The 20,706-nt window shown below is 38.3% G+C and carries 19 protein-coding genes; 9 read left to right on the top strand and 10 right to left on the bottom strand.

The features are described 5' to 3' along the window. Positions 1–63 precede the first annotated feature (63 nt). From ACK2M2_RS08380 to msrB, 5 genes are all read right to left on the bottom strand, one after another. Positions 64–279 carry a hypothetical protein gene (locus ACK2M2_RS08380; RefSeq protein ID WP_419347507.1) on the bottom strand — a complete coding sequence of 72 codons (216 nt, stop codon included), beginning with the start codon at positions 277–279 and terminating at the stop codon, positions 64–66. Continuing rightward, the gene (locus ACK2M2_RS08375) at positions 272–466 is read right to left on the bottom strand and encodes a hypothetical protein (protein WP_419347442.1); all 195 of its coding nucleotides are present in this window, start codon (positions 464–466) and stop codon (positions 272–274) included. Before ACK2M2_RS08375 ends, ACK2M2_RS08380 begins: the two co-directional genes overlap by 8 nt. Before the next feature lie 122 nt (positions 467–588). After that, the gene (locus ACK2M2_RS08370) at positions 589–1,020 is read right to left on the bottom strand and encodes an energy transducer TonB family protein (RefSeq protein WP_409511368.1); all 432 of its coding nucleotides are present in this window, start codon (positions 1,018–1,020) and stop codon (positions 589–591) included. 235 nt (positions 1,021–1,255) lie between these two features. Further along, on the bottom strand, positions 1,256–1,738 hold the full coding sequence (locus ACK2M2_RS08365) for a glutathione peroxidase (RefSeq protein WP_409511369.1): 483 nt from the start codon (positions 1,736–1,738) through the stop codon (positions 1,256–1,258). Next, entirely contained in the window at positions 1,735–2,154 is a 420-nt protein-coding gene (gene msrB, locus ACK2M2_RS08360; protein WP_409511370.1) for a peptide-methionine (R)-S-oxide reductase MsrB, read from the bottom strand. The genes ACK2M2_RS08365 and msrB overlap by 4 nt, the downstream gene beginning before the upstream one ends. A gap of 152 nt (positions 2,155–2,306) precedes the next feature. On the opposite strand from msrB, the gene ACK2M2_RS08355 reads away from it, so the two are divergent. Then, the gene (locus tag ACK2M2_RS08355) at positions 2,307–3,542 is read left to right on the top strand and encodes a pyridoxal phosphate-dependent aminotransferase (RefSeq protein ID WP_419347438.1); all 1,236 of its coding nucleotides are present in this window, start codon (positions 2,307–2,309) and stop codon (positions 3,540–3,542) included. Between the two features lie 279 nt (positions 3,543–3,821). Then, on the top strand, positions 3,822–4,880 hold the full coding sequence (locus ACK2M2_RS08350) for an asparaginase (RefSeq protein WP_419347436.1): 1,059 nt from the start codon (positions 3,822–3,824) through the stop codon (positions 4,878–4,880). 132 nt (positions 4,881–5,012) lie between these two features. Here the strand turns inward: ACK2M2_RS08350 and ACK2M2_RS08345 are convergent, their stop codons facing one another. Beyond that, the gene (locus ACK2M2_RS08345; protein WP_409511373.1) at positions 5,013–5,888 is read right to left on the bottom strand and encodes a tetratricopeptide repeat protein; all 876 of its coding nucleotides are present in this window, start codon (positions 5,886–5,888) and stop codon (positions 5,013–5,015) included. 212 nt (positions 5,889–6,100) lie between these two features. Between ACK2M2_RS08345 and dnaE the strand changes: the two genes are divergently transcribed. The 5 genes from dnaE (at position 6,101) to ACK2M2_RS08320 (ending at position 14,646) form a co-directional block, all read left to right on the top strand. Then, on the top strand, positions 6,101–9,670 hold the full coding sequence (gene dnaE, locus ACK2M2_RS08340; protein WP_419347433.1) for a DNA polymerase III subunit alpha: 3,570 nt from the start codon (positions 6,101–6,103) through the stop codon (positions 9,668–9,670). 156 nt (positions 9,671–9,826) lie between these two features. Continuing rightward, entirely contained in the window at positions 9,827–10,660 is an 834-nt protein-coding gene (locus ACK2M2_RS08335) for an RNA methyltransferase (protein WP_419347430.1), read from the top strand. Next, entirely contained in the window at positions 10,660–11,490 is an 831-nt protein-coding gene (gene cysE, locus ACK2M2_RS08330) for a serine O-acetyltransferase (protein ID WP_409511376.1), read from the top strand. Before ACK2M2_RS08335 ends, cysE begins: the two co-directional genes overlap by 1 nt. A gap of 111 nt (positions 11,491–11,601) precedes the next feature. Next, positions 11,602–12,525, top strand: a complete 924-nt coding sequence (locus ACK2M2_RS08325; RefSeq protein ID WP_409511377.1) for an ABUW_2363 family tetratricopeptide repeat lipoprotein — start codon at positions 11,602–11,604, stop codon at positions 12,523–12,525. Between the two features lie 126 nt (positions 12,526–12,651). Next, a complete protein-coding gene (locus ACK2M2_RS08320) occupies positions 12,652–14,646 on the top strand; it encodes a lipase family alpha/beta hydrolase (protein ID WP_419347427.1) in 1,995 nt (664 codons plus the stop codon). Between the two features lie 108 nt (positions 14,647–14,754). Here the strand turns inward: ACK2M2_RS08320 and hfq are convergent, their stop codons facing one another. The 4 genes from hfq to tsaE all read right to left on the bottom strand — a co-directional run bounded on the left by hfq (position 14,755) and on the right by tsaE (position 18,930). Further along, positions 14,755–15,276: an RNA chaperone Hfq gene (hfq, locus tag ACK2M2_RS08315; RefSeq protein WP_419347424.1), complete on the bottom strand. Its 522-nt coding sequence runs from the start codon at positions 15,274–15,276 to the stop codon at positions 14,755–14,757. Between the two features lie 90 nt (positions 15,277–15,366). Then, positions 15,367–16,311: a tRNA (adenosine(37)-N6)-dimethylallyltransferase MiaA gene (miaA, locus tag ACK2M2_RS08310; protein WP_419347422.1), complete on the bottom strand. Its 945-nt coding sequence runs from the start codon at positions 16,309–16,311 to the stop codon at positions 15,367–15,369. A gap of 6 nt (positions 16,312–16,317) precedes the next feature. After that, positions 16,318–18,369 (bottom strand): DNA mismatch repair endonuclease MutL, encoded by a 2,052-nt coding sequence (gene mutL / locus ACK2M2_RS08305; protein WP_419347419.1) that lies wholly within the window; start codon positions 18,367–18,369, stop codon positions 16,318–16,320. 96 nt (positions 18,370–18,465) lie between these two features. After that, positions 18,466–18,930 carry a tRNA (adenosine(37)-N6)-threonylcarbamoyltransferase complex ATPase subunit type 1 TsaE gene (tsaE, locus tag ACK2M2_RS08300; protein ID WP_419347504.1) on the bottom strand — a complete coding sequence of 155 codons (465 nt, stop codon included), beginning with the start codon at positions 18,928–18,930 and terminating at the stop codon, positions 18,466–18,468. A 178-nt stretch (positions 18,931–19,108) separates the two neighbouring features. On the opposite strand from tsaE, the gene ACK2M2_RS08295 reads away from it, so the two are divergent. Next, entirely contained in the window at positions 19,109–19,741 is a 633-nt protein-coding gene (locus tag ACK2M2_RS08295) for a hypothetical protein (protein ID WP_409511382.1), read from the top strand. Between the two features lie 33 nt (positions 19,742–19,774). Then, positions 19,775–20,653, top strand: a complete 879-nt coding sequence (locus ACK2M2_RS08290; RefSeq protein ID WP_409511467.1) for an RluA family pseudouridine synthase — start codon at positions 19,775–19,777, stop codon at positions 20,651–20,653. Positions 20,654–20,706 lie beyond the last annotated feature (53 nt).

Genomic DNA, 20,706 nt, shown 5'->3' with positions numbered 1-20,706 from the left:
TATTTAGATTTGATCAATAAAAATGGGCTACACAGCCCATTTTTTACTTAAATACTCATCAAATTACCATTTATACGTTACACGTATATCCACTGCACATTCAGCCCCATAGTAACAATAGAATTGACATGTACTTACATATTCCTTATTACTTAAATTCGTCGCATTAACTTGTACATCAAACTGCTCATTTAGCGGATAACTAAGCATCGCATCATATAGCGTATAAGGATCCACCTTATATCCTTCATAATATTGTTCATCATTCGTACTACCGATATAACGAATTCCAGCCCCCAGACGCAGTCCATTTAAAATGATACGGTGTAGATTGATGCACTGGGTTAAACATGTCTATCGGTGGGGCAAAACCAAAACCATTATTCACACCATCAGTTTTATTTTTATAATAATCGACGCCTAACATAACTTTATTTTTAATATTGCCAATTTCAAATGACTTCATTAAACGATTGTCTATACTATTGGTTTCCGAGACACCCAAAATAATAAAACAAATTCACAACTATTCGCTCAAACAAATTTTCATCAATATCATCTTAGTAATTAGCTAAGTCTTTACATCAATTACTGTAATTTAACATTTTGAATAATATTATAAGTCAAATTTTCATCAGGATAAGGCATTGCCTTTAATTTAGCTTTTTTAATTGCAGAGACAACTTTCTGATCCGTTTTACTACTACCTGTTGATTCTAAAAGTTCTACATTCTGAATGCGCCCATCAGGAAAAGCGGTAATTTTGACTTCAATATTTTCTTTACCTGCTTTAACTTCATTGTTACTTAAATTAAAAACAGGTGCCTTTTCCCATCCCCGCTTATAACGATTTACGTATTCATCCGCATTAAAATCATCTTTTATGTCAGGATAACCATCCATAAACGTACTCTGATTTAACACACTTAATAATTGCTTGCTTTTATCCGATTCAGGACTAGCAAAAGTAGTTTGTACAAGTATTACTGATACGATTATAAGTAAAATTTTAGTTTTCATTGTTATCTAAGTATGACCCTGTTCGGCGTTTTAATTACTTCGTCTGATGATAACGCAAATTACAAAAAAATTAAATTTTATTACAATACCTATAACTTATAAGTCCAATAAGTCCATCAATTGAATTGCATCAACTCAACACCTCTACTCACTTTAACTACAAGCAGATTAATTTTTAAGATTAGGCGATTCTTTGATCGCCTAAAATTCATAATTGTATTCTAATGATTTAAATTTACTTCGCCAATTCCTGTTCAATATCTGCTATTAGCGTTTCAGGCTTTGTTGTCGGTGCATAACGATTCACCACTTGCCCTTTTTTATTGATTAAAAATTTAGTGAAATTCCATTTAATACCATTACCCAAAACACCTTTACTGTTATTGGTTAAATAGCGAAATACAATATGGGCTTCAGGACCTTTGACATCAACTTTGGCAAACATAGGAAACGTCACACCATAATTGCGCTGACAGAACTCACCAATTTGCTCATTGCTCCCTGGGTCTTGTCCTCCGAATTGATTACTTGGAAAGCCTAAGACTTCAAAACCCTGATTTTTATATTGTTCATATAATTTTTCAAGACCAGCAAACTGTGGTGTAAAACCACACTTGCTTGCCGTATTCACAATCAATAATACTTTTCCTTCGTAATCTGACAGTGACTTATTTTGCCCTTCCAATAGTTCAGCTTCAAATTGATAAATGCTGGTCATGGATATGTATCCTCATCATTTTTTTCTTGTGTTTTTAATTCAAGTGAAGCGGAATTGACACAGTAGCGCAATCCGGTCGGTTCTGGACCATCTTCAAAGACATGCCCCAAATGCGCATCACAGTGGTGACACACAATTTCTGTACGCTCCATACCATGTGTATGGTCATCGTGCTCTTCTATCGCAGTTCCATTAAGTGCCTTATAAAAACTCGGCCAACCACAGCCGCTATCGTATTTATTATCTGAACTAAATAGTGCTTCTCCACAACAACGACAGACGTAAGTTCCTTGTTGTTTAGTGTCCCAATATTTCCCCGTAAAAGCAGCTTCCGTTCCTTTTTGGCGAGTGATCCTAAACTCTTCTGGTGATAACTCTCTTTGCCATTCACGGTCTGTCTTATTGAGTTTTCCCATCATTAAACTCCTTTAATTCTTCGAGATTCAATGTCATGCTCTCCGTACTTCCATATTTACGCTGTCATTTAAAAAAATTCCAGCTAAATTTCAACATAGATTGTGATATTTCAGTAATCTATTTTTCTAACTCAAAATAATTGGATGGGATTATGTCCGTTTTAGGTAACACTTCTCCACGCGAAATCAAAAAATCGTCAAAGCTCGAGCATGTATGCTACGACATTCGTGGGCCAGTGTTAAGAGCCGCCAATGAGATGGAAGAAGCCGGACATAAAATTATTAAACTCAATATCGGCAATCCTGCACCTTTTGGTTTTGAAGCACCACAAGAAATTATTAAAGATGTCGCTTTAAACTTACCAAATGCGATTGGTTATACTGATTCAAAAGGAATTTTTCCTGCGCGTAAAGCCATTTGTCAGTACTATCAACAAAAAGGTATTTTAGACATGCATGTCAATGACGTGTATATCGGCAATGGTGTGTCTGAACTGATTGTGATGGCAATGCAAGGTCTACTTGATGATGGCGATGAAATGCTTATTCCAATGCCTGACTATCCGCTGTGGACTGCTGCAGTGAATTTATCAGGTGGTACAGCAATTCACTATAAATGTGATGACCAAAACCATTGGTACCCTGACATTGCAGACATGGAAAGTAAAATCACGCCAAATACGCGTGGTATTGTGATTATTAATCCAAATAATCCAACAGGTTCTGTGTACCCACGCCATGTACTTGAACAAATTGTTGCACTTGCAAAAAAATACGACTTAATTTTATTTGCTGATGAAATTTACGACAAAATTATTTATGACGGTATTGAACACGTTGCTGTTGCTGCGCTTGCAGGAGATCAATTGTGCGTATCGTTTAATGGTTTATCTAAAGCTTACCGTATTGCAGGCTATCGTTCGGGTTGGATGGCTATTACTGGTGATAAATCACGTGCTACAGATTATATTGAAGGTTTAGATATGCTCGCATCTATGCGTTTATGTGCTAATCATCAAGCTCAATATGCTATTCAAACTGCTTTAGGTGGTTATCAGTCCATTAATGACTTGATTCGTCCCGGCGGTCGTTTATATGAGCAACGTAATATTGCTTGGGAAATGCTCAATGAAATTCCTGGTGTAAGTTGTGTAAAACCTGAAGGTGCAATGTATTGCTTCCCTAAACTAGATCCTGAAATTTATCCAATTCAGGATGACGAAAAATTTATGCTCGATTTTTTACGTGCAGAAAAAGTACTTTTAGTTCAAGGAACTGGTTTTAATTGGCCTACACCTGATCATTTCCGTGTGGTGTTCTTACCTGCTGAAAATGAACTTCGTGAAGCAATGACTCGTTTAGGTCGCTTCTTGGCAAAAATGCGTTAATGTTAATATTAAGTTAAATAAGAATGATCAAAAAGGCACTCAGTTGAGTGCCTTTTTTGTCTAAAAAATCATATATACCTTTATTTTATTTTTAAAATAGCGTTATAAAGCAATTTATTTATCCAATATTCAACAATAAATACATACACTATAAATTTGAATGATCATTTAAAACTTCACATTTTAAAATCAGTATAGGCAAATACAACTCATCTGTATTAATTTAAAAGTTGGTACAAAAAATGCTTAGAACATGGACAGAATTTTAAAGGAATCTTTATGAAAAGAACAATTTCAGCACTTACACTTAGTTTAAGCCTATTACTTCCATGTATGGTTTTTGCCAAAAATAATGTCGTTGTCGTTGCAACGGGCGGTACAATTGCGGGGGCAGGTGCTAGCTCTACAAATAGTGCGACTTACACGGCGGCAAAAGTCCCTGTTGATGCATTACTCAATGCTGTTCCACAAATACAAAACCTTGCCAATGTCACAGGCGTGCAGGCGATGCAAGTCGCATCTGAAAGTATTACCGACAAGGAATTATTGTCTCTTGCTCGTCAAGTTAATGATTTATTGAAAAAACCCGATGTAAATGGTGTCGTCATTACACATGGTACAGATACTCTTGAGGAAACTGCATTTTTTCTTAATTTAGTCATTCATTCTGACAAACCTATTGTGGTAGTTGGGTCAATGCGCCCCGGAACTGCACTCTCTGCTGATGGTCCATTGAACCTTTATAGTGCAGTTGCGCTCGCTGCTGATGACAGCGCAAAAGGCAAAGGTACTTTTGTTCTCATGAATGATGATATTTTTGCAGCTAGAGATGTAACAAAATCGATCAATATTCACACCAACGCTTTTACAAGCCAATGGGGTTCGCTTGGTATGCTTGTTGAAGGCAAGCCCTATTGGTTCCGTAATACAGTAAAACGCCATAACAACAGCTCAGAATTTAATATTGAAAATATCAAAGGCGACAACCTCCCTCCAGTACAAATTGTTTATGGCTCAGGCAATATGCTCCCTGATGCCTATAATGCTTATGCTAAAGCAGGTGTAAAAGCGATTATCAATGCAGGAACAGGCAATGGTTCTGTAGCAAATTATATTGTACCGACCTTGAATGAACTCCAAAAACAAGGCGTTCAAATCATTCGCTCATCTCGTGTTCCACAAGGCTTTGTCCTACGTAACGCAGAACAACCCGATGATAAATATGGTTGGGTTGTCGCACATGACCTCAATCCACAAAAAGCTAAACTGCTTGCTGCACTTGCGCTGACTAAAACTACCGATGCAAAAGAAATTCAGCGTATATTTTGGGATTATTAGGATTAAGACCTGTTAAATCTAATCACAAATAAACCTTGAAAATAAAAAGTGCCTGAAAATTTAGGCACTTTTTATTTATACGATTCAAAGTAATAATATGATATTCACATCAATATCATGCTGTCGTCTTTATTAATCTGCATACCGTGCGCGGTATTCTTTTGATTTACGAATGTCTTTTTTCAAACCAAAACCACCTTCTTCATACAAATCGGCCAAATTTTCTAGTGAGCTTGAATCACCTAATTCAACGGCTTGCTCATAATATTCTGCTGCCTTTTTATAATCCTTTTTCACACCTTCGCCATTTTCATACAGCAAGCCAATGTTTGAAGCTGCGAGTTCATTACCCTGATCATAAGCAAGATTATATAAACGCATTGCTTCAGCATAATTTTGTTCTACACCTTCCCCTAAGTGATACATCGTACCTAAGTTGTTCTGTGCTTCATCATAGTCCTGAGCTGCAGCTAAACGATAATATTTGACCGCTAAAGCTTTGTCTTCGTCAACATTAATACCATTGGCATAATTATAGCCCAAATGATTTTGTGCCTGTGCATAACCACCATCTGCTGCTTTTTTTATCCATTCAATTGATTTTTTAGGATTGGCTTCAACACCATCTTCACCTTCTTCAAGCATTGAACCAATATAATATTGTGAAAATGCATGCCCTTTATTGGCTGCTTTCAAATACCACTTCATCGCTTCAGGATTATTTTCTTCGACAAATTCGCCGTTGTCATACATATAACCCACTGAAAAAATGCCGTCTAAATTTCCTTTTGCCGCTGACTTTTTATACCATTCAAAAGCTTGTTCGTAATCTTGTTCAACATTGTTACCTTGGTAATAAGCTTCGCCTAAATCATACTGCGCTTGAGCATCACCTTTTTCAGCTTTTTTAACCAATGCAGCGCTATATTCAACAGCTTCGTCAGCATAAACATTTGGGACAATAGAACATGCTAAAAATAATGACAATGCGAGTGCTTTAATTTTCATAACTTTAATTTTTCCCAGTCTATGATTTTTCAGTTGTATAAAAAGATACTTAAAAATTATTCTAGTGCATCATCATAAATGATTTCTTTGGCAAATTAAAATGCTCAAACATGACAAGTTCTTGATAACATCAACACGTTTTTCAAGTTTTGAACAGCATATCAGACACAGAGCGTGCTAAAATATTGCCTGCTTCAGCACAGGATCTTTTTATGCAGTTTGTACATCTTGGTATTCATACAGAGTTTTCGATCACAGAGTCGATCGTACGGATCCCTGATTTAGTGAAGGCTGCTGCAAGTGATGAAATGCCTGCATTGGCAATTACCGATCTGTCTAACCTGCATGCTGCGGTCAAATTTTATAACAAGACTTTAGCCAAAGGCATCAAGCCAATTTTGGGCAGTACGATTCGTTTAAATGATGCTTCACATAGAGCCACTTTATTAGCCATGACTAAAAAAGGTTGGCGTGGACTAACTGAAATCGTGTCTCGTGGCTATATTGAAGGTCAGCAACTCAGTATTCCATGTGTTCAAAAAGAATGGGTACTTGAACAATCACAAGACCTTATTGTTTTACTTGGTTTGCACAGTGATGTCGGTGAAATGTTGGTGTCAGCTTATCCTGAAAAAGCTGAACCTCTGCTTGAACAGTGGATTGAAAAATTTGGTAACCGTGTTTATCTTGCATTAACGCGAACACAACGCCCGATGGAAGAAGACTTTATTCAAGAAGCGGTCAAACTGGCAGCAAAATACAACATTGGTGTCGTTGCGCTTAATGATGTGCATTTTATTCGTGCTGAAGACTATGAAGCTCATGAAGCTCGTGTTTGTATTGCCGATGGTTATGTCCTTGGTGATAGCAAACGTCCTAAAAATTATACGCCTGAGCAATACTTTAAAAGCTCGGCTGAAATGATTGAGCTGTTTTCAGATATTCCAAGTGCCATTGAAAATACTATACAAATTGCCAAGCGTTGTACCGTTTCACTTCGCTTAGGTTTCAATGACTTACCTGACTACCCAATTCCTGAAGGTCACACCATTGAGACCTACTTCGAGCATTTATCCGAAGTAGGGCTTGAAGAACGCTTAGATGTCCTGTATCCACTTGAAAAGCGTGATGAGGACTGGGCTGAAATTCGTCAGCCTTATGATGAACGTCTAAAATATGAGTTAGATATCATCAACAAAATGGGCTTCCCTGGTTACTTCCTGATTGTCATGGACTTCATTCAATGGTCTAAAAACAATGGAGTTCCTGTAGGTCCAGGGCGTGGTTCAGGTGCAGGTTCATTGGTTGCCTATAGTCTTAAAATTACCGATCTCGATCCACTACGTTATGAACTCCTTTTTGAACGCTTCCTGAATCCTGAACGTGTTTCAATGCCCGACTTCGATATTGACTTTTGTATCGCAGGCCGAGATAAAGTTATTGATTATGTGGCACGTCATTATGGTCGAGATGCCGTTTCACAAATTGCAACGTTCGGTACAATGGCTGCTAAAGGTGCGATTCGTGACGTTGCACGAGTTTTGGGTAAATCTTATGGTTTAGCTGACCGCATTTCAAAAATGATTCCAACAAAACCTTTAGGTTTAACCTTGGAAGAATCAATTGAAGCTGAACCACAACTCAAAGATATCGTCACCAATCCATCAAATCCTGACAATGATGATGCTGCTGAAATTTGGGAAATGGCGCTCAAACTTGAAGGTATTACCCGAAATACAGGTAAGCATGCGGGTGGTGTAGTGATTGCACCGACCAAAATCACCGACTACTCTGCTGTTCTATGTGAAGCCGATGGTACAGGTCGTGTTGCACAGTTCGATAAAGATGATGTTGAAGCCGCAGGTTTGGTTAAATTCGACTTTTTAGGACTGCGTAATCTCACTGTAATTGAAGATGCCGTACAAAATATCAATAAACGCATCCAATCTGAAAAGCCTCTCGATATCACATATATCCCTTTAGATGATGCTAAAGCCTACACCGTATTTGCTGATGCCAATACAACGGCGGTGTTCCAGTTTGAATCCGTCGGCATGAAGAAAATGCTCAAGGAAGCACGTCCGAGCAAATTTGAAGAAATTATTGCCTTTGTATCTTTGTATCGTCCAGGTCCAATGGATCTTATTCCTGACTTTATCCACCGTATGCATGGTGGCGAATTTGAATATCTACATCCTTTACTTGAAGGCGTACTTGAACCGACTTACGGCATTATGGTGTATCAAGAACAGGTGATGCAGGCTGCACAATTCTGCGCAGGCTATTCTCTTGGTGGCGCGGACATTTTGCGCCGTGCAATGGGTAAAAAGAAACCCGAAGAAATGGTCAAACAGCGCCAAATCTTTATTGAAGGTGCTGCGAAAAAGGATATTGATGAAAAAACTGCAAACCATATTTTCGACTATATGGAAAAATTTGCAGGCTATGGTTTTAACAAATCACATGCGGCCGCCTACGCCCTTGTTGCCTATCAAACGGCATGGCTCAAAGCGCATTACCCATCTGAATTTATGGCTGCGGTATTATCATCAGAAATGCAAAATACCGACAGTATTGTATTCTTAATTGATGACTGTCGAATCAATGGTTTAAATGTATTACCACCATCTATTAATATGTCGTTCTATCAATTTCATGCAAGTGATGCTGAAACTATTATTTATGGCTTAGGTGCCATTAAAGGTGTCGGTGAACAAGCCATGCAATCTGTGATTGATTCACGTTTGCATGATGGTGTGTATAAAGATTTATTTGATTTTTGCCATCGTGTCGATTTAAAGAAAATCAACAAACGTACTCTTGAAGCCCTAATTCGTTCTGGTGCATTAGACTGTTTAGGTATTGATCGTGCAAGCCTCATGCTACAACTGCCTGAAGCAGTTCAAGCAGCAGAGCAAGCACGTTCAAACCGTGAAACTGGCATTATGGATTTGTTTGGTGAAGTTGAAGAAGTTCAGCGGAAACCTGCCAAACCCACTAAGCCGTGGTCAGATGAAGTGCGTCTCAAAGGTGAAAAAGACACGCTTGGTTTATACCTCACAGGACATCCAATTGATGTGTACCGCCCTGAGTTAAAAGCCTTTATTTCACAGCGTATTAATGAACTTACGCCTACTCGCCGTGGTGTTACCACTGTTTTTGCAGGTCTTGTCGTCGATATTGCCAATTTCCCGAACCGCATGATGGTGACTTTGGATGATGGTACAGCACGTATTGAAGTCTCTGCCAACCATGAACGCTTTAACCGTTTTAAAGACATCATTCAAAATGAAAAAGTCGTGGTGATTGAGGGTGAAATTTATGAACGTGAAGGTTTTGATCGTCCAATGGGACGCTTAACCAAAGCCTTTAACCTCAATGAAATTCGTCAAAAACGTGCCAATCATATTGCAATTAAACTCAGTCCTGAAGTACTGACAAAAACACTGACATCTGATTTACAAAAGATTTTACAACCTTATTGTAATGTGGATATGTGTCAACACATTCCTGTACACATCATGCTTGATTATGATTATGCCACTGCTGAGTTTCATTTCGGACAGCAATGGAAAGTTGCACCACTCGATGAACTTTTATCGAAAATGCGTGATTATTTTGGTAAAGAATCACTGCATGTTGAATATCAAGTGAAATCTAAAGCTGCTAAAGTCGCAGCATATCAACCTCCTGCTCGTGTGGTAAGCCCACCACCTGCGACAAATATCAGCATGGATGATGCAATGGATCAGTACAATGAAGATCTGAGTCAGTATTCTTGATGAATATTCTTTAAATCTCTTAACAACACTATCTAAAATATGGCACTTAAATCTTTATTTTAAAATTTAATTATTCTTAAATTGATCTCTCCCATCAATTTAAACCCGATTCATTCTTCAGACATTAACTGCCTGATTTATTTTTGTGGAATTACAATGGACATTATCGACAATGCTGAAATTTCTCAGCATTTAAGCCATGTACGCATCGTCATGGTCAACACGACACTTCCTGCCAATATAGGCAGTGCTTTACGTGCAATGAAAACCATGGGGCTATCAAAACTCGTCCTTGTTGCACCAAAGACTTACCCTCATCCTGATATTGATGCTTTAGCTGCGGGTGCGACTGATCTCATTGAACAGATTGAAATTGTCGATACGCTCGAAGATGCGATTAAAGATTGCCATTTGGTTTTTGGTACAAGTGCTCGTAGCCGCACCATCCCTTGGCCACTGTTAGATGCTCGCCCTGCTGCACAAAAATCAATGCAATCGGTGATTCATGAGCAACAAGAAATTGCGATTGTTTTTGGTCGTGAAGATCGTGGCTTGACTAACGAAGAATTGGCAATGGCAAATTATCATGTCACCATTCCTGTCAATACTGATTATGGCGTTCTCAATGTTGCACAAGCCATTCAAGTCATTTGCTATGAAATGCGTATAGCAGCAATTGAGCTTGCAGATAAACAAGAAGATACCAAAGCAGTCATGCATGTGACTGATTCAGAAGACATGCATTGGGATGAACCTTTGGTTACTCATGAGCAAATGGAGCAATTTTATCCACATATCGAAAAAATGCTCGCAGAAATCGAATTTATGGACCCAAAGAACCCAAGATTATTGCCTTTACGCTTGCGTCGTCTTTTCGGACGTATACAATTAGATAAAATGGAATACCACTTACTACGAGGTATTTTTACCCGTGTACAAGCCCTTAATAATGGTACATGGAAAAGTAAACCTCAAGAGGATCAAAAATAATGCTGAAATGGCTTAAAGAAGATATCCAAGCTGTATTTGCGAGAGATCCTGCAGCACGCAATACATTTGAAGTTCTAACTACATATCCTGGCATTCATGCTCTTATTATGCATCGCGTTGCACATGAGCTATGGGTCAAGGAATGTAAAACTTCTGCACGTTTATTGTCTTCTTTTAGCCGCTTCACTACAGGCATTGAAATCCATCCCGGTGCTAAAATTGGTAAACGTTTTTTTATTGATCACGGCATGGGTGTGGTGATTGGTGAAACTGCCGAAATTGGTGATGATGTTACGCTATATCATGGTGTGACATTGGGCGGTACAACATGGAATACTGGCAAACGTCATCCAACGCTTGAAGATGGCGTAGTAGTCGGTGCTGGTGCGAAAATTCTAGGTCCTTTTACAGTCGGTAAAAATGCTAAAGTCGGCTCCAATGCCGTAGTGACCAAAGCTGTTCCTGCAGATACGACCGCGGTTGGTAACCCTGCTCGCTTCATCAATAAGGATCAACCAAAAACACAAAATGCGCCATGTCCTGAAAAGACAGATATTCGCTTAGACAATACAGATCAAAATCCTGCATTCCAAGCCTATGCTGCAACGCAAGATGTGACCGATCCAATGCTTGAAGGTATGCGTGTATTACTTGAACGCTTGGCTCAAAATGAAAAACGCATGAATAATTTATGTCAGCGTTTATCTCTTATTGATCCCACCTTTAAACCGCAGCAAGATGCTGAACAGCCGTATAGTGAAGAGGAACTTAAAATTATTGAAGATGTGCGCCGTGAATGCGAAGCACAAAACAATGAATCTAAAGCTTAATGTATAAATTTTAATAACGTAATCATTTTGAAGTTGCATGTTGCCCATTCTTTTCTTAGACTGACCAACATGTAATTTTTAACTTATACAACAAATCATTGGAAGAAAGATATGACTCTTAAGCCTTTGGCATTGGTACTCGTCACCGCCTCATTACTCTCCGCTTGCGGCACTGCTCCTGTTAAATCACAAAATAAAGTCAATAACGAACCGATTATTTATACAGAACCCGATATTACTCCACCTTTTTATGCACTAAATCCATTTAACTATGCACAGCCTCCTGTGTTTGAACTTGAGCTGAAAAAAGCAGCGGCAGAACCTGTCCAAAAACTTGAAGTCACTGATCCAAATAACCCAAATAAAAAATTAATTCTAGACAGCAACAAGCTCATTGTACCAACAGTAAACAGCTCAAAGCGTGGCATGAAATATGCTGTTCTTGCAGGTGAAAATGAAATTGATATCACTGCAATTGATGATTTTTTACAGATGGTTGAAGGTAAAGCACGTCATTACCCACCACAATTTACCGACCGTCAAGAACGTCGTGGTTTTGAAAGCAAATTAAAAGAAGTTTCAACACAACTCGATACCCTAGCTTCACATGATAATGCTTCTTTTGACATTCTCATTCGCGCATTTAAGGCAAGTGTCATGGGTCGTAATCTCGACTTAGGTTCAAGCTACACTACAAAATCATTAAACTATGCACAGCGTATTTTAAAAATCAACAAAGACGATCCAGAAGCAAATCTTTGGTTTGGTTTTTCATTGTCTGAAGGTGGTGGTCAGCGTGAAGCAATGCCTTATTTAGATAAAGCAACCAAAGCAGGTGTTCAAGAAGCTTATCTTTCTACTGTAAATACTTACTTGGGTATGGAACAGAAAAAAAATGCGATCCAAGCTCTTAAAAACTATAAAGTTAAATACCCTGAAGAAGCAGAAGTTGCTGATCGTTTAATTTTAGAAATTGACAAACAAAATCGTTACAATGTTTGGCAAATTATGAAAAACCCAGCTCTATCAAAATAAGTAAAATTTTTCTATAAAATAGACTGATTAATCAGTCTATTTTTTTTAGCAAAATTCTTTAGAATAAAATTGAAATCTCTTATAAATATCGTATGATCTGAAAGTACTATCTGTCAGATCATATATATGCGGCATTCTAAAAAAAATATACTGCTCACACTTCTTGTTTTTAGCCCACTTTTACTCAGTGGCTGTCAAGTCGTTAGCGTCAAAAATCAAAAAATTAATGTCACGATTGCTAATGAGCGCGACAGTATTTTGACACGCTCAAAAATGAGTGAAGCAAGCCTTAATGTATTATCGATGACAGGTCGTGAAGCGAAAAGTTGTACTGAAGCACCTGATCGTTGCATTGATGAACTCGATGAAATTAAAGAAATTCAAGATGAACAACTATTCTCCACAGCAAGTGAAATTTATCTCACGAAAGCTTTAGCCTTGGCATCGTCTTCAAATTGTAAAATTAGTTTAGTCGCCAAACATAAGTCCGAAGAAAAACAAAAAATCATCCAAAAAAATTATGATGATTGCCAAGCACAACAGCTTTCTATGCTCGATAAAAGCATTCGCTACAGCTATGCTTATTTATTTAAAACTGAACGACAACCTCAAGACCGTATTTTTAATAACCGTCAGGTTCAAATTCGAGATTTCTACAATCAGGCTTTAGCAAAATTTATTGCTCTTGAAGTTCAAAATACAAAATCACCATCCGTGATTAAAGCAGGAAATAGTACATATACATTTGATTTTTCTCACTATCCCGAATTAGAAAAAAATATTCCAGAAGCATTATTATCTACATACAATATGAACTTTTCAGGTCTACGCTCTATCAATAGACGTGATGGTTTTGGTGCTGAATTTGTCACCATCTTAAAAGAGCCAACAAAAGCTGAAGAAGATAAATATATTGTCGATCCTGTACACCATAAATACAGTAACGGCATGAACCCCAATATTCACAAGCCTCGCTACTTGGCAGTTTCCATCACTGCACAGCCTGAAGGAAATGAGTCAGTTGACAGCATCTTACACAACCCTAATTTCAAGTTAAAAGTTTTTGACCCTTACAGCACTGAAAAAATTGATGTCAGTGGAAAAAGTTATCCTCTAGCAGCCAATTTTTCTGCACCTTATGGGCTTTGGTTAGCAGAAAACAATTTGGGGGCAGCAGCCTATTTAAGCCTGATTGATCGTGATAAGCGCTTAACCATGCCACATTTATATATGCTTGAACCCTATAACCCGAATAAAAAAGTCATTGTATTGGTTCATGGTCTCGCAAGCAGTCCAGAAGCATGGATTCGTTTAACCAATGATATTATGGGGGATAATGCTTTACGTGAGCATTATCAAGTCTGGCAAATTTTCTATTCTACTAATATGCCAATCTTAGAAAGTCGCTTCCAAATTAATACGATTATTAATCAAGGCTTTGAAAGTATTGATCAAAAATCAGCTTCGGCAAAAGATGCTGTGTTAATTGGTCATAGCATGGGTGGAATCATCGCTCGCTTATTGGTCAGTGACCAAAACCTTTCAAATAATGCTCAAAAAATGTTAAAAAACAGACAATTCAATCGTTTTAAAGATGATCCCGTTTTTAATGCTCGTTTGAATATTCAATCTGTTCCCAATTTTAATCGTGCAATCTTTATTTCAGCACCGCATCGGGGTACAGACTATGCAGACCGTTGGTTTACACGTGCTGCACGTAAAGTCATTAAACTACCAGGGGCATTCTTAGGTGCTTTAGCAGACTCGGTAGATGAGAAAAATCTTAATCCTAAAAAAATTCTCAAAGATATTGATGGTGGTCTTATTCAAAATGGTCCAAGTGATTTAAGTCATAATTCAAAATTCACACAGTTAACTGAGAATGTCATGCCGAAAAAAGGTATGATTTATCACTCAATTATGGGCAACATTACTAACAGCAATGATCCTGACATCATGACTGATGGTATCGTGCCTTATCGGAGTTCGCATTTAGATGGTGCTGTGTCTGAAAAAATTATTAAAGGCGGACACTCTATTCAGGAGACACCTGAAGCCGTATTGGAATTACGTCGTATTTTAAAACTGCACCTAACTGATCATGGTCTATATAAACCGTAAAACTATATTTTTTCAAAATGAATACATAAAAAAACACCCGATAAATTTATCGGGTGTTTTTCGAGAATTCATACACCCTTAACATAAGGTGTAAATATCTATCACAAATTAACGATTGTTTTCGTCATCTTGAGAATCTTCAAATTTTGGTTCAGTACCGAAGTCAGAAGTTTGACCACCGAAACCACCTTGTTGACCAAAACCACCCTGTTGACCAAAACCGCCTTGTTGACCAAAACCGCCTTGTTGACCAAAACCACCTTGACCACCGAAGCCACCTTGTTGACCGCCGAAGCCACCTTGACCGCCGAAGCCGCCTTGTTGACCGCCACCAAAGCCACCTTGACCACCGAAGCCACCTTGTTGACCGCCAAAGCCACCTGGAGCACCAGCGCCCGGAGCACCAGCAGGTGCGCCAGCAGGACGAGGGTTACGTGCAGGAACAACCGTAGAAATTGCATGTTTGTAAACCATTTGGCTTACAGTATTCTTTAATAAAACAACATATTGGTCAAAAGATTCAATATGACCTTGCAATTTAATACCGTTTACAAGGAAGATGGAAACTGGGATGCGTTCTTTACGGAGAGAATTTAAGAACGGATCTTGTAAAGTTTGACCTTTAGACATTTTATACTCCAAAAAATTTAAAATCAGCGCAAAAACTGCCTTTGTTTTTTCAATTAAAATTTATAAAAAAGACAGTGTGTAAATTTTGCTTTATCTATGTAAGTTTCGCAAGTCTTCTTGAGCCTGCCTTGTTGTTGAAAAAGTTATAAATTGGTGTGCTTCTTGCAAAGAACGTAACCATGTGTATTGACGTTTAGCCAATTGTCGTGTCGCAAACAATGATTTGTCTTCCATCTCCAACTTACTTTTGTGACTCCTGTCACTCTTTAGTAAAAAATCGATTGCTTGCCTGTAACCAACTGATCGAGCTGAAGGAAGATTTTCATTTAGATCGTATTTTATCATAAGTTCTTCAACTTCATTTAAAAATCCGATTTCCCACATGTTTTTCAGTCGAAGCTCAATACGACAATGTAATTCTAAGCGATCTGGCAATAGCGCGTAATTATGAAAACTGTATCTGTAGGGTACATTTCGAGGTTGCTCTGATTGTAATTTTGTAATTGGCTGCCCTGTAATTTTAAAAACTTCTAAAGCACGAATGATACGTTGCTTATCGCTGACTTTAAATTTTTCACCTGCCAAAGGATCAACGCTTTTTAACTCTTCATAAATCGCTTGCCAACCCTCTCGATCTGCTTTTGCTACAATCTCATCACGAATTTGATAATCCGCACTCGGCAAATTACTCGAAAGTCCCTCAAGCAGTGCTTTAAAATACAGCATTGTGCCACCAACTAAAATCGGTGTTTTACCACGGCCATGAATTTCATCAATTAATTTACATGCATCTTCCACAAATTCTGCAGCCGAATACACTTCAAGTGGCGTAATAATATCGATTAGATGATGCGGATAAAGCGCCTGTTCTTCTTTGCTTGGCTTTGCGGTGCCAATATCCATATCTTGATAAACAAGCGCTGAATCGACAGAGATCAACTCATAATTACCACGCTCATACAGTTCGCAAGCCAAAGCCGTTTTACCGCTGGCTGTCGGTCCCATTAAATTGATGACGGGCAATTGATTTGACATGTAAAACTACTCTCCTCGAGCAAATAATTTATCAAGCTGTGACAATGGAAAAGCTCTCCATGTCGGACGACCATGATTGCATTGACTCGCAAATTCAGTTTGTTCCATCTGACGCAGTAAAGCATTCATTTCAGATAGACTCAGCATTCGGTGTGCCCTCACTGCACCATGGCATGCCATGCCTGCAAGTAAATGATCACGTTTTTGTTGCAATGCCTGTGCTTCATCATTGGGGTCAAGATCATTCAGTAACTCAGGCACGAGCGAGCCAAAATCTGCTTTATGCAAAATGGCAGGTACACCTCGAACAATGACTTGTTCATCGCCATATTGGTCGATATCGAGTCCAAGCCGTTCTAATTGTGGCTTTAATTCATCGATACGAGTCGCTTGCATGCGCGTAATACTGATGACTTTAGGAATGAGTAATTGTTGTGATATCCAAAAATCAGGTTTATCCCATGCCATTTTCATTTGCTGTAGCAAAATTCGCTCATGTGCAGCATGCATATCGACAATGATTAGCCCTTCTGTATTCTGCGCTAAAATATAAATGCCATGTAATTGCGCAATTGCAATCCCAAGCGGAAACTCATCCACACGATTTTGCTTTAATTGCGTTGGTGAATCTTCACTAGAATTTTCAGACGAATAACTCGATTGTTCTCTCAAAGGAGCTAAATAACTTTTAAGTGCATTATTAAGTTGTTGAGAACCTTGATAATTTGCTCGTGAATCTGATTGAGATGCATACGATACTGGTTGCACACCTGTATACATGGGTACATTCGTACGAAATTCAGTGAGTCCATCTTGAAATGCCGCTTGACGCTCTGCTGACTCAGAAGAATCTGCTTGCCAAGCATGACCGTTAGTGCTACTTAGGCTATTTATATCTTGTATATTAACTGTATTTTGTGATTCCACATTGCGATGCAAGGCAAATTGTTCTTGAATTCGTGGCTGTGGCTGCCAATGCACAGAAGCATCTTCAGACTGTTTCATTGCACTTGACAAATCAGCCGTTGCTGTTTGAAATTGAGACAACGTATTTTTGGCAAAATGGCGTACAAACTCATGTACTTCACGTTGATTTAAAAAACGAATTTCATGTTTTGTTGGATGCACATTGACATCAATATTTTCAGGTTCAACTTCTAAAAATAACAGATATGCTGCATGTTGATGTCCATGCAAAATACCGTCATACGCCATACGTAAAGCATGTGAAATGGTTTTATCTTTTACGATGCGTCCATTGACATACACATATTGTAAATCTGCCTGCGAGCGTGCATCAGAAGGATGCCCTAGCCACCCTGACAAACGCATACTAATACTATCAGCATCAATCCAATATGCATTTTCAGTAAATGCTCGCCCAAGCAATTGTTGAACACGTTGAAAACGTAATTCACCACTGTCTGCAATGGGTAAATTAAGGCGAATACTATCGTTATGTTCCAAAACAAAGCGAATATCAAAGTGTGTCAATGCCATACGACGCACAATTTCTTCGATATGACCAAATTCTGTGGTGGGTTTTTTTAAGAATTTACGACGAGCAGGCACATTAAAAAATAAATCTTGAATGCGGATATGCGTACCCTGCTGTGTCGCTACTGCTTGAATATCCTGCCCATCAAAAGCTGTACCATTTACTTCTAACTGATAACCTACACCTGAATCATCTTGACTACTCGTTAAAGTCAAACGTGAAACCGCAGCAATCGATGCCAATGCCTCACCACGAAAGCCTAAACTCATAATGGCGTGTAAATCATTTGCCGTTTGAATTTTACTCGTTGCGTGCCGAGTCACGGACAACGCTAAATCTTCAGCATGAATACCACGACCATTGTCAATGATTTCAATCAGCGTACTGCCACCCTGTGCAATCCGAATAATCAGTTCTGTTGCACCCGCATCAATCGAATTTTCAAGTAATTCTTTCACCACGGATGACGGACGCTCAATCACCTCACCTGCAGCAATTTGGTTCGCAAGTGCTGCATTGAGCGTATGAATTCGTCTGACACTGATTTCTTCACGCTGCATGCATTAACCTCAATTTCGAATGGACGGCATAATAAGTAAACGATCATCTCTTTTAAAAAGCAGAATACTTTATTCACTGAGATTTTTAATAGACGTTTAAAGTACCTTTAAGGCACTGATTAAATCTTCAGAAATACTGCTTATTTGAACTTCACGCCCCATTTCATCCTCTGTTTTTAGGATTTCAATAATATGGTCTGCTTGCGGAATTTCATCGCCACCTTTAGACGGCCATTCAAATAAAAATAAAGCATTTGGCACATCCAAATAATCACGGATGCCCATCAATTCCATTTCATAAGGATCATTTAAACGATATAAATCGAAATGGAAAACGTCTGTACCCTCAATATTGTAAGGCTCAACCAAGGTATAGGTAGGACTTTTTACTGTACCTTTGTGCCCAAGTCCTTGCAACCAATAACGGGTCAGTGTGGTTTTTCCTGCACCTAAATCACCGATAAGATAAATCACGCCCTTTGCAATGGACTGCGCCAATATAGCCGCCATTTTTTGTGTATCTTGCTCATTGCTTAGACTTAATTTACATGAATATTGCATTGTACTAACAACATGATTTGAACTCGGCAATATGATAGCATTACACATGCCAAATACCCAAGATAATGCCTAAGATAATGTTTCTTATTGCGTATAGCTGTATGAATAACTCACTATGCTATTCGTGGTAAAATGCGCATTATAACTCGTGTTTTCTTTACAACTTTTAGGATTGATCATGACTTTACAAAACAGAGTAGATCCGTGGTCAAGGCTCAACCAAAATCCTGTAAAAACAGCAACACGAATGGGAAATCGAGGCGTATTACACAATAAATCTCAGCAAATTGTTCGCCCTTGGAAGCTCAAGGCTTGGATTAGCTGTGTATTGTCTTTTAAAGGTAATACACGAAAAATTTTCAGTGAAGGACGCTATTCAGAACTCTTCTTTTTAGATGAAGCGACTGCTTTTTCAGCAGGACATCGCCCATGTGCAGAATGTCAACGTGAACGTAGTAATCAATTTAAAATAGCTTGGGTCAATGCCAATGCCTCAGGTCAAAAATTTAAGCTTTCAGACATCGATCAACAGCTTCACCTTGAACGCATAAATTCTGCACACGAAAAAGTGACATTTCAAACAACTTTGGCAGAACTTCCGATTGGCACTTGTTTTGAATGGCATGACCAAGCAGTGATGATTGTCGCTAATCAACTTTATCAAACATGGTCATTTACAGGCTATCAAACAACAATTGAATTTGATTCAACTACGATGGTTAAAGTACTTACCCCTATTTCTCTAGTGAATGCCTTTCGTCATGGCTTTACGCCAAAATTTCATCCAACTGCTCAATCTTTGGAACATTAAACTGTGCAAGAAACCATCGATTTTACTCCCCCAATGCTGAATGGTGTCACTGCATCTAAAGTTTTTTTGGCTGAAACTACACAATATTTCAATACTATTTTTAACTATCTGTGTGAACAATTTCCACATATTACAGTCACTGAGTGGCAACAACGCTTCAATGATCAACTAATTTTTGACTTAAAAGGCAATGTTTTAACATTAGAGAGTGCCTTTCAAGCCAATACCCATATTTATTATTATCGCTTTTTAGCACATGAAATTTTTGTGCCCTTTCAAGAGAAAATTCTATTTGAAAATGAGGACTTATTGGTGGTTGATAAACCTCACTTTTTAACTATAAGTCCAACGGGGCAATATGTTCAGGAAACACTATTGGTTCGACTTAAAAAAACCATCAATAACCCTGACTTAACCCCCATTCATCGACTCGATCGAGAAACAGCAGGTGTGGTTTTATTTTCTAAAAAGCCAAGTAGCCGTGGTATCTATCAACAATTATTTGCAGAAAAAAAAGTGCAAAAAATTTATCATGCAATTGCACCTTATTATGCTGAATTAATGTTCCCTCAAACTGTTGAATTACGTATGGAAAAAGGCGAACCTTTTTATACGATGAAAATTGTTAGCGGTCAGGTAAATTCAAGCACTGAAATTAATCTACTTGAACACAATCAATCTTGGGCAAAATATCAACTTAAACCGATCACAGGTAAACAACATCAACTCAGAGTCCATCTCAATTCCTTGAATATTCCGATTCAGAATGACCCGTTTTACCCTGAAGTCATTCATAAAGATGCAGCCGATTTTAGTGCGCCGCTACAACTGCTTGCTAAAGAAATATACTTTTTAGATCCAATCACACAACAACCTATGCACTTCCACTCCAATAAAGAATTGACATTGTGATTCCATTGTAATGACAGTAAGTATACTTTTTATCTATTTTCGATTGAAATTAC

This window comes from Acinetobacter sp. TY1 (genome assembly GCF_048551395.1).
Taxonomy (GTDB): domain Bacteria; phylum Pseudomonadota; class Gammaproteobacteria; order Pseudomonadales; family Moraxellaceae; genus Acinetobacter.
Note: the sequence above shows the minus strand (reverse complement) of the source record. Positions and strands in the feature narration are given on the sequence as shown.